Source organism: Rothia sp. HMSC061E04 (genome assembly GCF_001813685.1).
GTDB classification, from domain to species: domain Bacteria; phylum Actinomycetota; class Actinomycetes; order Actinomycetales; family Micrococcaceae; genus Rothia; species Rothia mucilaginosa.
Genome location: NZ_KV813706.1, coordinates 398,433 through 414,176 on the forward strand (window position 1 = coordinate 398,433; position 15,744 = coordinate 414,176).

7 protein-coding genes and 3 tRNA genes are annotated in these 15,744 nt (G+C 61.6%); 3 read left to right on the forward strand and 7 right to left on the reverse strand.

The genetic code is table 11. The features are described 5' to 3' along the window. Positions 1–31: 31 nt before the first annotated feature. Complete coding sequence (locus tag HMPREF2927_RS08420; RefSeq protein ID WP_044150579.1) at positions 32–493, reverse strand: helix-turn-helix domain-containing protein; 462 nt, start codon at positions 491–493, stop codon at positions 32–34. A gap of 284 nt (positions 494–777) precedes the next feature. Here HMPREF2927_RS08420 and hrpA point away from each other — a divergent pair, with 284 nt between their 5' ends. Then, positions 778–5,280: an ATP-dependent RNA helicase HrpA gene (gene hrpA, locus HMPREF2927_RS08425; RefSeq protein WP_070687114.1), complete on the forward strand. Its 4,503-nt coding sequence runs from the start codon at positions 778–780 to the stop codon at positions 5,278–5,280. Between the two features lie 282 nt (positions 5,281–5,562). Here the strand turns inward: hrpA and HMPREF2927_RS08430 are convergent, their stop codons facing one another. From HMPREF2927_RS08430 to glnA, 6 genes are all read right to left on the reverse strand, one after another. After that, positions 5,563–6,558, reverse strand: coding sequence for an HNH endonuclease (locus HMPREF2927_RS08430; protein WP_070687116.1), 996 nt, complete (start codon positions 6,556–6,558; stop codon positions 5,563–5,565). A gap of 328 nt (positions 6,559–6,886) precedes the next feature. After that, positions 6,887–6,958: transfer RNA gene (locus HMPREF2927_RS08435), tRNA-Val, on the reverse strand. 24 nt (positions 6,959–6,982) lie between these two features. Then, positions 6,983–7,053 (reverse strand) — tRNA-Cys (locus HMPREF2927_RS08440). Between the two features lie 47 nt (positions 7,054–7,100). Further along, positions 7,101–7,173, reverse strand: a tRNA-Gly gene (locus tag HMPREF2927_RS08445). A gap of 409 nt (positions 7,174–7,582) precedes the next feature. After that, positions 7,583–10,927 carry a bifunctional [glutamine synthetase] adenylyltransferase/[glutamine synthetase]-adenylyl-L-tyrosine phosphorylase gene (locus HMPREF2927_RS08450; protein WP_210399835.1) on the reverse strand — a complete coding sequence of 1,115 codons (3,345 nt, stop codon included), beginning with the start codon at positions 10,925–10,927 and terminating at the stop codon, positions 7,583–7,585. A gap of 230 nt (positions 10,928–11,157) precedes the next feature. Then, positions 11,158–12,498 (reverse strand): type I glutamate--ammonia ligase, encoded by a 1,341-nt coding sequence (glnA, locus tag HMPREF2927_RS08455; RefSeq protein ID WP_012903787.1) that lies wholly within the window; start codon positions 12,496–12,498, stop codon positions 11,158–11,160. A 399-nt stretch (positions 12,499–12,897) separates the two neighbouring features. On the opposite strand from glnA, the gene HMPREF2927_RS08460 reads away from it, so the two are divergent. Both HMPREF2927_RS08460 and panB read left to right on the forward strand, forming a co-directional pair. Continuing rightward, positions 12,898–14,745 (forward strand): geranylgeranyl pyrophosphate synthase, encoded by a 1,848-nt coding sequence (locus HMPREF2927_RS08460; protein WP_070687118.1) that lies wholly within the window; start codon positions 12,898–12,900, stop codon positions 14,743–14,745. A gap of 66 nt (positions 14,746–14,811) precedes the next feature. Next, positions 14,812–15,726: a 3-methyl-2-oxobutanoate hydroxymethyltransferase gene (panB, locus tag HMPREF2927_RS08465; RefSeq protein WP_070687120.1), complete on the forward strand. Its 915-nt coding sequence runs from the start codon at positions 14,812–14,814 to the stop codon at positions 15,724–15,726. The last annotated feature ends 18 nt before the right edge of the window (positions 15,727–15,744 follow it).

Below are 15,744 nucleotides of genomic sequence, written 5' to 3' on the forward strand. Positions count from 1 at the left end.
TTGATCAGAAAGTAATCGACCAGATGCGGGTTTAGCGAACGCGGCGGTTCACGTATTCGTGCTCGAGGCGGTAACGTTCGAGGTCGTCAAAAGCAACGCGACGGTGCGTGTTAATGCGCTCGAACGGAATATCTCCGCGCTCCAGCAGGCGAACAACGGTCGGGCGGGATACGCCCAGGTAGTCTGCTGCCTCCTGCGTGGTCATGAGGCGGTCCTGGCGGACCACGCAGACATCCTTGCGGTCGGCGAATGCGCGCGCTACGGAGGTGAGGGGCCCGTACATTTCGGGAGAAATCTGTACGCGCTCGCCGTCGCCGGTGACCAGGTAGAGGGTTTCTTCGGCACTGAGGCGGTCAAAGTGGGTGCGCAGACTCGCGTGAACGAGGGCTTGGAAGAGTTCTTCGCAGCGGTGGTGAATTTCTTCGTGCTGTCCGTCTTCGTAGCAATCCAACACTGCAACACGTGTTGCCGGGTACGTCTTTGGTGATGGCATAGTCACTCCTTCGTTACTGTGTTATTCACCACTGTAGCAGTTGAACGAAACTATCGAAAGAAAGTTAAGAAGCGCAGTTAATTCGCATCTACGGTGCATAAAATTCAGATGAATAATTATTAACTCTCTTAATAGCATTTGATGTCATTTATTGTACATTAAATGCTCTCCTGGTGTCAGTATTCCACCACCGCCCACCCTGGGTTACCGCGAACAAACCCAAATATGACAAACAAAGCACACCCCAAGCCCACCGCGGGCAAGGCGAGTACACTGGATAGGATATGTCTGAGCAGAAATCCACGAAGAAACACGCAGATACTTCTAAGGCCCCCCGCACCGCCCCCACCATGGCGAGCATGGCCGCCGCAATCCATGCGGCAAAGGTACGATCCTTCGAAAAAACCGGCGAAAAAACCGCAGATAAAACTACTGAAAACAACGCGATAAAAAACGGCGCCCCCAAGAAGGGCGCGCAGAAGAATAACGCAGACCGCAAGAACTCCTCCCGCGGCGCCTCCGAACGCAACTCCAACGCCTCCCGCTCCAACCGACGCGCAGGCGCCAACAACCGCGCCCGCAAGCTGGGCAACCAGCAGGGCGACAGCAAGAGCAGCCAGCAGAACCGCCCGGCACCGCGCCGCTACGAACCGCTGATCCCCGAGGCCATCACCTACCCCGAAGAGCTACCCGTCAGCGAACGCCGCGAAGACATCATGAACGCGATCCGCGACAACCAGGTCGTCATCATCGCGGGTGAAACCGGCTCCGGTAAAACCACCCAGATCCCCAAAATGTGCCTCGACCTGGGCCTGGGAGAGAAGGGCCTCATCGGCCACACCCAGCCACGCCGACTCGCCGCACGCTCCGTCGCCGAACGCATCGCCGAAGAACTCGGCCAGAAAATCGGCAAAACCGTCGGCTACCAGGTGCGATTCACCTCCGAAGTGGGCGAACACAGCGCTATCAAGCTCATGACCGACGGCATTCTGCTCGCCGAGATCCAGAACGACAAGCTGCTGCGCCGCTACTCCACCCTCATCATTGACGAGGCGCACGAACGCAGCCTGAACATTGACTTCATCCTCGGCTACCTCAAGCGCATCCTGCCGCAGCGCCCGGATCTGAAGGTCATCATCACCTCCGCGACCATCGACCCGGAGCGTTTCGCACGCCACTTCTCCCCCAGCTACGTGCCGGGCAAGGACATCGTCGACGAAAACCTCAGCGCCGAAGAACGCGAAATCGCCGAAGCAATCCTGCCCGACGACGCGCCGCCCATCATTGAGGTGTCCGGCCGAACCTACCCCGTGGAAATCCGCTACCGCCCGCTCGACGAGGAAGACTACCTCAGCGACGACGAAATCGAAGACGACCACGACCCCACCGACGGCATCCTCGACGCCATTAAGGAACTCTCCAAAGAAGCGCCCGGCGACATCCTCATCTTCTTCTCCGGTGAACGCGAAATCCGCGACGCCAAGGACGCCATCGAGGCAATGGTTCTCAAGTCGCCGCGTCTGAACTACGAAGTGCTGCCCCTGTACGCGCGCCTCTCGCTCGCCGAACAGCACCGGGTGTTCTCCCCCGGATCCCGCCCGCGCATCGTGCTCGCCACGAACGTTGCCGAAACCTCACTGACCGTGCCCGGCATCAAGTACGTCATCGACACCGGCACCGCACGCATCTCCCGCTACTCGGCACGCACCAAGGTTCAGCGCCTGCCCATCGAACGCATCTCGCAGGCAAGCGCCAACCAGCGCTCCGGTCGATGCGGCCGCGTCAGCGACGGCATCGCAATCCGCCTCTACTCCGAGGAAGACTTCAACTCACGCCCCGAGTTCACCGACCCCGAAATTCTGCGCACCAACCTCGCAGCCGTCATCCTGCAGATGATCGCAATCGGCGTGGTCCGCGAACCCGGCGACATCTCCCGCTTCCCGTTCGTGCAGCCGCCCGCATCCCGCGCCATCAACGACGGCGTGAACCTGCTGCGCGAACTCGGCGCGCTCACCGAACGCCCCCGCGCCCCCCGCAAGGGCCGCGGCAATAGCGCAACCCTCACCGCCATCGGCCGAGCCATGGCGGCATTCCCCGTGGACCCGCGCCTGGCCCGCATGATCATTGAAGGCGGCCGCCGCAACTGCGCCAAGGAAATGATGGTGCTCGCCGCCGCCCTGACCATCCAGGACCCGCGCGAACGCCCCGCCGACGTGCGCGCCGAAGCAGACGCCATGCACGCCCGCTTCGTCGACGACACCTCCGACTTCTCATCCTTCCTGCTGCTTTGGGACTACATCAACGAGCAGCAGGCGGCGCTGTCCTCCTCGCAGCTACGCAAAATGTGCCACCGCGAATACATCAACTACCTGCGCATCCGCGAATGGCAGGACCTCTTCGCCCAGCTACGCGAAATGGGACGCACCGCCAACATTCACGCCAGCGGCGGCAGGGACATCAACGCCTCCGCCCACGAAATCGACATCCACAAGAGCCTGCTCTCCGGCCTGCTCTCGCACGTAGGCGTCAAGGAAGAACGCGAAAAAGACTCCAAGGGACGCAACCGCGGCCCCCGCGAATACCTCGGCGCACGCGGCACCAAGTTCGCAATCTTCCCCGGCTCCGGCCTGTTCAAAAAGAGCCCCGACTGGGTGCTCTCCGCCGAACTCGTCGAAACCTCCCGCCTGTGGGCGCGCACCAACGCCTCCATCGACCCGCAATGGATCGAAGAAATCGGCAAGCACCTCATCAGCGTGCAATACTCCGAACCGCACTGGTCCCTCAGCTCCGGCGCGGCAGTCGCCTACGCCAAGGGCACGCTCTTCGGCCTGACCATCTACGCCGACCGCCCCGTGCAGTACGCCCGCGTAGACGCCGCCGCGGCCCGCGAACTGTTCATCCAGTCCGCCCTCGTCGAAGGCCAATGGCACACCCAACACAAGTTCTACCTGCGCAACCAGCGCGCCCTCGCCGAAGTCGAAGAACTCGAAGCACGCCTACGCCGCCGCGACCTGCGCGTAGACGACTCCGTACTCTTCGCCTTCTACGACGCACGCATCCCCGCCCACGTGACCGACGTGCGCGCCTTCGACAAGTGGTGGAAGCAGGCACGTCTCGAAGACGACAACTACCTAGACTTCAACCCCGAAAAGCTCATCAACGAGGAAGCCGCCGACTACGACGACTCCCAGTTCCCCCGCCAGTGGGTGCAGTGCACCGACAGCGGCGAACTGACCCTCGACCTGCGCTACGAATACGCCCCCACCGCCGGCATCGGAGGCGCCCGCACCGACGCCGCCAAGCGCGATGGCGTAGCAGTCCAGGTACCCATCCTGTTCCTCAACCAGCTGAACCCCGAACCGTTCCGCTGGCAGATTCCCGGCCTGCGCCACGAACTCGTCACCGCGCTCATCAAGTCGCTGCCCAAGGCGATTCGACGTAACTTCGTGCCCGCACCCGACGTGGCACGCGCCGCCTGCGCCGCCCTGGAAGAGGACTACTCCCCCGCCACCGACGAGCTCATCCCCTCCCTGGCACTCGTACTACGCCGCCTGCGCGGCGTCGTTGTCGAGCCCGAAGCCTTCAACTGGGACGCCGTGCCCGAACACCTGAAAATGGGATTCCAGGTGCGCAACGCACACAACAAAATCCTGGGCGAAGGCAAGGACCTGCGCGCCCTGCAGCAGCAGCTCCACAAGGAGATTCGCGGTGCCCTCGCCGACTCTCTCGGCGCATCCGATGACACCATGGCAAAAATGGTGGCGCTCGCGCAGGGTGGTTCGGGCGGCTCGGGTAACTCGGGTAACTCGGGTAGCTCCGCGGCTTCTGCCAAGAAGAGCGCAAAGAACGCTCAGAACGGCACCGCCCAGGTAGCCGATGCGCATGGTTCTCAGGTACGCGAAATCAGCGGCCTCACCGAATTCCCCGCCGATCTCTTCCTCAACGGAGAAATCCCCCGCAAGGTACAGCGCATCATCGCCACCCAGGCAGTCAACGGCTACCCCGCCCTTGTCGACGAAGAAACCAGCGTAGGTCTGCGCATCTTCCCCACCGAAGCCGAGCAGCTCCACGCACAGCGCCGCGGCATCATCCGCCTGCTCCAGCTGCAGGTGCCCTCGCCCGTACGCTACGTGAGCGAACACCTCTCCCATAAGGAGAAAATCGTCTTCACTCAGAACCCGCACGGCTCCATCGACGAACTCATTCGCGACTGCACCGTCGCGGCACTCGACCACCTGGTGCCGCACACGCCCATCTTCACGCACGCCGAATACAGCGAACTCTACGAGCACGTGCGTGCCGAACTCATCGAGACAGTCTTCGACGTCACCAAGCTCGTCGCCGAAATCCTCTCTGAAGCCACCGCGCTGAAGAAGGCAATCAAGAAGGCAACCTCGCTGACGACCATGCACGCCGTCTCCGACGTGAAGGCACAGATGGAGAACCTCGTCTACCCCGGATTCGTAGCGAAAACCGGCTACGACCAGCTGGTTCACATCCCCCGCTACCTCAAGGCCGCCCAGGTGCGCCTGACGAAGCTCGGACCAAACCTGCACCGCGACAACCAGCTCATGCTCACCGTGCAGGACCTGGAAGACTCTTACGATAACGCGGTCAAGTCGCTACCGGCAGGCACCATCGTGCCGGATGCGCTCCGCCGCGTGAACTGGATGATTGAGGAGCTGCGCGTCAGCTTCTTCGCCCAGGAGCTTGGTACCGCCTACACGGTGTCTGAGAAGCGCATTGCGAAGGCTCAGCGTGAGGCGCTGGACGCTATCAAGCGCTAATTCCGGGAATACGGTTTAGTTGCGGATGGCGGTGTTCGTCCTTGCTCCTGCAGGGGCACCCGCCCTCGCAGAACTCGGGCACCCTGATGTCGCTACGGACGACACCGCCTGTCCGCGGTAGGTTCCCACCTCAGCTTGCGCGGTGAACAGCAAAGAGCCCCCACACGATCTCCTCGTGTGGGGGCTCTTTCATCTCTGTGGTTTTTGATGCCCGGCGGGTCGGCAAGCTATGCACTTCCTCCGCTCCTGCAGGGGAACCCGCCGCACCCGGAAGGTGCGGCTTTATGTGAGCCGCAGGTTCCGTCCGCGTACGCAACGCCAGCAGAGGGTCTGCAAGTTCTCGGGCTCATTGTTGCCGCCTTCGGAAAGCGGAATCTTATGGACGACCTCTAGGATGAGGATTCGTTCACGCATGATGGAGTTGCCGCATCCGGGGTTTTGGCAGGTGTAGTTGTCGCGTTCTTTGATGCGTTGGCGCAATTGGGCGGTCATGAGGGTGCGTTTGCCGCCTTCGGGCCATGCCCAGCGTATTTTGCGTTCTAGGGTTTCGGAGAGCGCGTCGAGGGTTGGGGTGTCGAGGGTGACGGTGACGGCGCGGTTTTCTTTGCTGCTGGGTGAGGCGTATTCGAAGCGGTAGACGGGGTATGGCACGGTCAGCCCCACGTGGCAGACATTGAGTTTGTCCCAGAACTCGTTGGCGTATTGCTTGGTGATAAACTGGGGCGGGTTGATGTGTGCGATCATGTCCTCTTCGCGGCGTCGCACGTTGTCGATTGTGGTTTCGAGACGTGCGATATCGTCGGAGAGGCGTTGTACGTCTTTGAGGGTTTGCAGGTCGGCTTCGATGTGGAAGTATTTGGTGAGGCTGCCGATGGGGTCCCGCTCGGCTTCGAGAACAACCTGTTGGGAGGCCTTGTAGACGTGCGGGTGGCGTTCTTCGGGTTTCTTCTGCAGCAGTGTCTGCCAGGTTTTAGGTTGTTGAACTTCGACTGTGGCGAGGTGGCTGTACATACCGTTGGTGGAGGTTCCGAGTTCGTAGATTCCGTGGGTGTAGATATCGTGTACGTAGCTGGCAACTTCGTTGTATTCGCCGGCGAGTGTGGCGGTGCGTTGGCGGTGTGTCTGGAATTCGGGGGATGCGAAGTACCGGTTTTTGCGGATGGTCAGGATGATACCCAGAATGAGCACGATGATGACGACACCAAGGATGACGTACCAGAGGGAGAATGCGAGGCATACGGCGAAGAAGATGCCGAACCCTTTGAGGAAGGATTTCACGGGTGTTCCTTTGCGATACGGCGGTGTATCTGTGAGTATAGATTTCCTCCCTTAGGGTATCGTAGGTGGGTACCGCGCGCAAAGCTCTTGGTCACGTCAATGAGCTATTGAAAAGGTTCGGCGGCAGACGTACACCTTCCGAATGCGCCCTCGGGTTGCCCGAAGCGAAGCGAGGGCGGGTCCCCTGCGACGGCACGGAGGAAATATACGCAGCACCGCCTCCAGAACATACACAGGGCAACAGAGGAACACCATCCCTCCCGCAAACCCAAGAAACCAAAAAGTTAAACACAAAAGCCCTTAGCTCGAAAGCTAAGGGCTTTATCTGTGCGCGATACTGGGATCGAACCAGTGACCTCTTCCGTGTCAGGGAAGCGCGCTACCGCTGCGCCAATCGCGCTCACAAAACAATTGTTTTGTTGCGAGGTGAGGACGGGATTCGAACCCGCGTACACGGCTTTGCAGGCCGCTGCCTAACCACTCGACCACCTCACCGCATACGCTCCACAAGGGAACGCGTTCGAACTCTTGGAGTCCTTACGAGCGGTTGACGAGACTTGAACTCGCGACATCCACCTTGGCAAGGTGGTGCTCTACCAACTGAGCTACAACCGCATATCAGCGTATTCAATTTGAATCATGACGAGGAGTTTGTTGCTCCGTCGTGCTGACAGGTAAATACTATACGGGGTTTTTGAGTGTTTGCCAAATCCTTTGCCAATTACCCTGCGTTCCGCATGTTTCCGGGGCAGAACGGGGTGTTTTGCTTCGTTTTTGAGGAGTGCGAGCAAAATTTATTTTCATGGTGCCGGTCACATTTTCAGGGTTTTGGGGTGGTTGCTGGTCCCGTGAGGATAGCGGCGGGCACAGGATGTCCGCTGAGCGTCCACAAAATTTTTCAAAAGAGAATCACAAGAGAACGAAAAGGAGGGGTGGGGAACCAGGTTCCCCGCCCCTCCCCCATGAAATTTGCGTCAGAAATCCGCACCGGCAAAAACGCCAGGCTCATGTTTTTCTGGAGTCTCTAGAGTTCTTCGAAGAAGAGGCGTTCGTAGACCTTGCGGGCGTTGCGGGTTTGGCGCAGGTAGTCCTCTTCGAGGGCGCGTGCACTGCCGGCGGGGTATCCGCACCAGCGGGCGATTGCTTCCAAGTCGGCGCGTCCCGAGGGTAGGGTGTCGGATTGGCGCACGCCGCGCAGTACGTTGCCACCGCGAATCTTCGTGGCGAGCAGCCAGGCGCCGCTGAGGATTTCAGCATCCGCAGCTTCGACCAGCCCCGCCTCAACCGCCGCATTCAGCGCCTTCAGGGTGGAGGTGGTGCGCAGCCAGGGCACGGCGTGCGCGTGGCGTAGCTGTACGAGCTGGACGAGCCATTCCACGTCGGAGAGGCCGCCGCGGCCGAGCTTGAGCTGGCGGGTGCGGTCGGCACCGTGCGGCATGCGTTCGTTTTCAACGCGCGCTTTCATGCGGCGAATCTGCTGCACCTGTTCGGGCGTGAAAGTTGCCGGGTAGCGGTACGGGTCGATGAGCTCCACGAAAGCCTCGCCTAGCGCCTCGTCGCCGGCGATGGGGCGGGCGCGGGTGAGCGCCTGGAACTCCCAGGTTTCCGCCCAGCGTTCGTAGTAGGAGCGGTAGGAGTCCAGCGAGCGCACGATAGCGCCCTGCTTGCCTTCGGGGCGCAGATCGGCGTCCACTTCGAGGGGCCGTTCGGCGCGAATGGCGGGTTTGACGGGCTGTTTGAGGAGCGTCAGGGTGCGATTGACGATGCGTGCCGCCTGTTCCTGCGCGGCGTCTTCGTCGGCCCCGTCGAGGGGTTCGTGAACGAACATGACGTCTGCGTCGGAGCCGAAGCCGTTCTCGGCGCCGCCGAGGCGGCCCAGGCCGATGACGGCGATGCGGGTGAGCAGCTTCTCCCTCGCTGTCGCCTCAGCTTCGGCGGGTTCGGCGCCTTCCGGCGCCGCTTGGAGTTCACGCAGGGCAATCTGCAGCGCCGCACCGATCGTGCACTCGTCGATGGCGGCAAGACCGGCGCAGGTGTCCTCAATGTCGACGATGCCCAGGGTCCAGCCCATGGCGGTGCGCAGGGTTTCGCGGCGGCGCAGGTAGCGCACGGCGCGCATCGCTTCGGCGGCGTCCTCGTGGCGTGCCAGCAGGGAGGAAATCTCGGAGGCGAGCGCTTCCTCCCCCAGCGGTTTGAGGTCGGCGACCTTGTCCAGCCAGGCGATGGAGGCGGAGGCATCCTCGAGCAGGTCGGTCATGAGGCGCGAGCTGGAGAGTAGCTGGCTGAGGCGTTCTGCGGCTGCGGGTGAGTCGCGGAGCATGCGCAGGTACCAGCTGGTGCTGCCGAGTGATTCGGAGACGATGCGGAATCCGAGCAGGCCGGCGTCCGCATCCACACCGCGGGCGAACCAGCCCAGCAGCACGGGCATGAGGTGACGCTGAATGTCTGCGCTACGGGAAAGTCCCGTGGTGAGCGCCTTGATGTGGCGCATGGCGCCGCGCGGGTCGCGATAGCCAAGGGCTGCGAGGCGGTCCTGTGCCGCCTGTTCGCTGAGCACCACTTCGTCGCGGCTGAGCGTGGAGACGGCGGCGAGCAGCGGGCGGAAGAAGATCCGCTCGTGCAGTGAACGGACGTTCCGTTTAATTTTCTGCCATGCCTTGAGCATCTGCTCGGCAGAGAGCGTGCCGTTGCGTTCCGGGGAAAGGATCGAGCGGGCGAGGGCGCGCTGTTCGGCATCCTTTTCGGGCATCAGGTGGGTGCGGCGCAGCTGCTGCAATTGGATGCGGTGCTCGAGCACGCGCAGCTTCTTGTAGTCGCGACTGAATGCTTCGGCGTCGGTGCGGCTAATGTAGCTGACGGCGGTCAGCGCCGCGAGGGAATCCACGGTAGATTTGGTGCGCACAGCGGGGTCGGTTCGACCGTGCACGAGCTGCAGCAACTGCACGGTGAACTCAATATCGCGCAGGCCACCCGGGCCCAGCTTGATCTGGCGGTCTACCTGGTGTGAGGGAATGTTGTCGGTCACGCGGGCGCGCATCGCCTGCACGGATTCCACGAAGGATTCACGGGCGGCGGACTCCCACACGAAGGGGTCGATTGCGCGGGCGTAGCGGGCGCCCAGCTGAGCCGAACCGGCGATGGGGCGTGCCTTGAGTAGAGCCTGGAATTCCCAGTTCTCAGCCCAGCGCTTGTAGTACTGAACGTAGGATTCGACGGTGCGAACCAGCGGGCCGTCCTTACCCTCGGGACGCAGGTTCGCGTCGACCTCCCAGAGAGCGGGTTCAGGTGCGGGGCCCATAATCGCGCGGGTGAGGGCGTGCACGAGCTCCGTGCCGATGGTGGAACATTCATTCTCGGTGAGCTTGAGCGGGGCGCTCTCCCCCTCCGCCACGGCATTGGGCATGGCGGCGGGTTCCACGGGCGCAACCACATACACCACATCAACGTCAGAGATGTAGTTCAGCTCGCGGGCACCGCACTTACCCATGCCGATAATCGCCAAGTCCAGGGCGTCTACGGCTTCGCCTCGGCGAGGAGCCGCCAGACCGGGACCCAGTCCCTCCGCCACTTCGGTGCGCGCAATGGCGAGCGCGCCCTCCAGCGCGGCGGCAGCCAAATCGGCGAGGTGACGACCGATGGTGGGCATCATTTCGACCGGGTCTTCACAGCACACGTCGAGCAGGGCGATGCGCGCCAGGGCGGCGCGGTAGGCGACGCGCAGGGTCACGTAGCCGTCTTTGCCGGTCTGCTCGGCGGCAGCGCGCGGACGCTCTGCGTGGGGGTCGGCGCCGAGGGCGGTGAGGATATCGCGGCGGTAGGGGGTGTCCAGCGGTGCGATGGGGGTCAGGAATTCCCCGTCGGTTTCCGGCAGAATCGACGCCGGGTGCTGGGAGCGAATCAGCGCGCTCTCCGCCGGGTACACCTGCGTGTCGAAGAGCGGGTCAATGTGCTCGGGGCGGCGGTAGAGAAAATCGCCAATCGCCTGGGAGGCGCCGAGCAGGCGGTACATGCCGAATTCTTCTTCGCCGCGGTTGGCGCGCTCAGCAACCGCCGGATGCTTCTCAATGAGGCGCACGAGGGCGGGCAGGGCAATATCCGGTGAGGGCGCGAGGCGCAGCCCGGCAAAGAGCGCATCCTGCGAGACGTGCTTCAGTTCGGGTGCGTTGAGCCAGCGTTCTGCCTTGGACGGGTCGTGGAAGCCGGTGGCAATCATGCGGGTGTGCAGGCGTAGCTGGGCTTTGCGTTCGGCTTCGGCGCGCTGCTCGTCGTCGAGCGCGTCGGGGGCGATGTCGGTCAGCGATTTGGGTTCTTTGGCGGGGTCGATAATGCGGATGAGCCCGGTGGTCGGGTAGTGGGAGCTGTCAGTCATAGCGTGAGAACCGTGGGTAGAGAACTGTGGGTGGAGAGTAGATCCGGGGTGGAAAGTATAAATTTCGCCGGCAAAAATCGGCGGCTAAAAATCGGCGGTGAACGGTGAAGACGATAGGTGCATTTGATAGACCTGTGGGCGGTACCCGCCGGCGTGTTGACCGGTAGCGGGTACCGCCCTGAGGCTGTCAGCGTTCACTCATCGTCAGAAGAGGTGAGAGAATCCAGCCGTTAGAGGATTCCGAGGTTGTGCTTGAGCTCATACGGGGTCACCTGAGCCTGGTACTGGTCCCAGTCGGCGCGCTTATTGCGCAGGAACTGCTCGAAGACCTGCTCGCCCAGAACCTCCGCCATGAACTCGGATTCTTCGGTAATGTTGATGGCTTCACGCAGGGATGCGGGCAGCGGGTTGTAGCCCATGGCGCGGCGTTCTGCGTTAGTCATGGCGGCGAGGTCCTCGGTCACGGCGGGCATGAGCGGGTACTCGTTTTCGATGCCCTTCAAACCTGCGGCAAGAATCACCGCGTAGGCGAGGTACGGGTTCGATGCCGAGTCCAGGCCGCGGTACTCGATGCGTGCGGACTGCATCTTGTTCGGCTTGTACAGGGGCACACGCACGAGGGCGGAGCGGTTGTTGTGGCCCCAGGAGACGTAGGAGGGCGCCTCGCCGCCGCCCCAGAGTCGCTTGTAGGAGTTGATGAACTGGTTGGTGACCGCGGTGAATTCGGGGGCGTGCTTGAGCACACCGGCGATGAAGTGGCGTGCGGTCTTGGACAGCTGGTATTCGGCACCGGCTTCGAAGAATGCGTTGGTGTCGCCTTCGAAGAGGGAGAAGTGGGTGTGCATGCCGCTGCCGGCGTACTTGGTGAAGGGCTTGGGCATGAAGGTTGCGTACATGCCGAGCGAGTAGGCGACTTCCTTGATGACGGTGCGGAAGGTCATGACGTTGTCGGCGGTCTGCAGGGCGTCGGCGTGGCGCAGGTCGATTTCGTTCTGGCCGGGGCCGGTTTCGTGGTGGCTGAATTCGACAGAGATGCCGACTTCTTCAAGCATGGTCACTGCCTTGCGGCGGAAGTCCTGCACGATGCCGCCGGGGGTGTGGTCGAAGTAGGATTCGTAGTCCACGGGCACGGGGAATCCGTCGGCGCCGAGCTTGGAGGATTCGAGCAGGTAGAACTCAATTTCGGGCGAGGTGTAGCAGGTGAAGCCCATCTCCGCAGCTTTGTTGAGCACGCGCTTGAGCACGCCACGGGTGTCGGAGGCGCTGATCTCACCGTCGGGGGTGAGCACGTCACAGAACATGCGGGAGGTGTAGTCTTCCTCGCCGCGCCAGGGCAGGATCTGGAAGGTGGAGGGGTCCGGCTGCAGCAGCATGTCGGATTCGTAGATGCGGGAGAAACCCTCAATCGAGGATCCGTCAAAGCCCAGGCCCTCGTCGAAGGCGCTTTCTACTTCAGCCGGTGCGAGCGCAACGGATTTGAGGGTGCCGACCACGTCGGTGAACCAGAGGCGGATGAAGCGGATGTCGCGCTCTTCGATGGTGCGCAGTACGAATTCCTGTTGGCGGTCCATAAGTTGCCCTCTCGGTGCGGGCGCGCATCCGCGTGGTACCCATCTGTGGGTGGCGGAGGCGCGCTAAATTTGCTGCCGAGGTGAGGAAGACCCTGTTGCGGAAGGTCATGCATACCCCTTGGGGTTCCAAGGGGTTGCGGCGGGTTGTGTACCAGCGGTGCTGGCGCCTCCTTGCCCCGGCGTGTGTCCTGTTGTTATCTAGCCTATCGGGTTCTGCTGTGTGGCGGGTGGGTGGGAGGTTTCGTTTGTGTAAATTCTCTTTTCGTGTGCCGCGGTAGCTCAGATTCTGGGCGGTATCGGGGGCCGCTCCCCCACTTTCTGCGGTGCGGGTTGTGTTCAGATACCTAGCAGATGACGGTTCGCGGGGCGTGGTCGGGGTCGCCTTGCGATAATGGGGGTATGCTACATTCCGTTCTTCTCTCATCAGCTTCGCAGGCGCTGTCCGCGCAGGTAGCGCCCGCACAGATTCCTCTAGCGGCAAGCACGCTGGTTGCTGCTGACCCCACCGGGCTTGAGTGGCTGCTACTTGTTGCCGCCCCCATTGTTTTCTTGGTGTTATATCTGGTCTGCCTTTTTGCGGTTGCGGTCTTTGGCCCGACAGTCATGAAGAATAACAAGACCGGTGGTGCGACCTACCTGCTGGACCGCCCCTCCCGTGTGGCGTTTAGGATTCGCACCCTGGCATTGTGGGCGCTGATTGGTGCGTTTATGGAGTTCATTTGGACCGGTTACACGGGCCGTTTGGGGTCGAGCGCGGCTATTCCGATCATTATTTTTAGCTGGTCGTGGAAGTACACTTTCTTCTTCTTGCCGCTTCAGGTAATTCGTTCCTGGTACGTTCACGCAAGCCGCGGCAAGTATGATGCACTGTCGGCTGAGGGTGCTCAGCGCCGTGAGAAGCTGAACCGTAAGAGCGCTTACGAGGTGTCGAAGATGATGCAGCGTAACCCGCAGCAGTTCGCCATGAATAAGGAGCTGCATACGCTGGCGCGCGGTCAGAAGATTGCGGGCGTGCGTCCGTTCCAGCACCTTGACGAGGCGGGCAAGAAGCGCCGCACGAACTATACGGTGGAGCTGGCTGTGGCGCTCATGCAGGCGCGTGCCATGAACCCCGGCAAGCTTCCGTCGGAGGCATTCGGCGAGAGCATCCTGGGTATGGGTGTTGGCATTACGTCTGATCGGGCGGTGGAGCAGACCTGGTTGACTCTGTGCACGGAGCGTATCAACGCGCCGGATGCGCCGAACTACCCGGATTCGCTGTACCCGGTGGCGGCTCGTTTTTCGCTGTTTACCACGATGTCGCTGTTGCAGCCGGTGATGGGTCGCCCCTATTCGCCGTTTACTGCGCCGGATGCGCGTCGTTTCGTGCCGCGTGATTTCTCGGCGGATACTGTGCTGTTGAAGACTGAGGAGCTGGGCAAGAAGGCTTTGGCGCAGAGCGCTATTTTCCGTCAGATTCATGAGCGTCTTCTGCCGTTGCATCGGCAGCAGCCTCAGCTGGTGGATGGCCGCGCCCTGGCGTATTGCGGTGCCCTGCTGGTAAGCGTGGCGAAGGCGGAGGCGGAGAGCCAGCGGTTGACGAGCCAGATTCTGGCGACGGCTGCTTCTGAGCGTGGCATCCTGTCCTTTGGCGTGTTCTCGCAGATTTCTGAGGATTATCAGTGTGTTCAGCGTCTGCTGAATCTGATGGTGAAGGCGACCGCCGACGTTGAGCGTTTCATCAACGCGGTGGAGGCGCTGGTGCAGATGCATTCTGGTCCGGTTCAGCCTTCCGGTATTGCATACGAGAAGGTGCAGATGGAGTATATCGCTGCTCTTCTGGACGTTATTGTCTTCTCTTCGCACGCCCCGCTTGCCGGTTCTATTCAGGCGTCTTACGCCCTGCTGAAGGCAGACTATGAGGCGTTTACTTTCAACACCACCGATGAGCTGAGCCGCAGCTACTGGCTGCAGTACGCGAAGAACGCGGTGAACGCCTGCGATACGGGCCTGTCCCAGGGCTATGAGGGTTTCTTCGATAACGATGCGGCGCTCCCGGCGTGGGAGTCCTACGCGGAGGACGTCGTGAAGGAAGTCTGCACCTATTCGATCATGCAGCTGTACTGGGATGCTCTGGTGCAGCAGGCGCTCATTCAGCGCGATTTGCCGCGTGAGTTTAGTGATGCTTCTTCCGCTGTTCCGGAGCTGATGAATAAGAACGCCGCTGCATCGTTCCCGACCTACTACATTAATCTCATCTGGAACTAGGCATAGTCGTTCCCTCGTGGTGAGCGGTACGCCAGGTTGGAGCCGTGCAGGGTTAGAATAGTCAGCATGACTACTGAGCGTTCTTCCGAGATCTCTTCGCCCTACGCGGCACAGCCTGCCGCTACCTCTGCGGCTGTTCCCGCGACTGCTTCTGCATCGAAGCCTTTTGACCTGGACAGCGTCAAGAAGGTGCGTACCGTTCACCTGGCTCAGGCTAAGGCGACCGGTCAGAAGTTCTCCATGCTGACCTGTTATGACGCTCTGACGGCGCAGATTTTTGATCGCGCCGGCATCGACATGCTGCTGGTGGGCGATTCGGCGGCGAATGTGGTGCTCGGCTACGAGTCGACCCTAACCATTACCCTGGATGAGATGATTCCGCTGGTTGCGGCGGTTTCTCGCGGTGCATCCCGCGCCATGGTGGTTGCTGATTTGCCGTTTGGTTCTTATGAGCAGTCCCCGCAGCAGGCGGTGGCGAGCGCTGTTCGCATGATGAAGGAGGGCGGCGCGCACGCGGTCAAGATTGAGGCGGATGCCTCGATGGCTGAGTGGGTTCGTGCCCTGGTGCGTACCGGCATTCCGGTGGTGGCGCATGTTGGTTTCACTCCGCAGTCGGAGCATGCCCTGGGCGGTTTCCGTGTGCAGGGTCGCGGTGATGCGTCTGAGCGTGTTCGTGAGGATGCGGTGGCACTGGCTGAGGCTGGCGCGTTCTGCGTGCTCATGGAGATGGTGACTACCCAGACTGCGCAGCTGGTGGATGAGGCTGTGGGCGCTGTGCCGACTATCGGCATTGGTGCCTCGAATGTGACCACCGGTCAGGTGCTGGTGTGGCAGGACATGATGGGTGTTCGCGCCGGTCGCGTACCGCGTTTTGTGAAGCAGTTTGCGCAGGTCGGTCAGGTCATGGAGGACGCTGCGCGTGCTTATCGCGATCAGGTGCGTTCGGGTGAGTTCCCGGCGGCTGAGCACACTTTTGAGTAGGCTTTAGGCTGAGAAGAA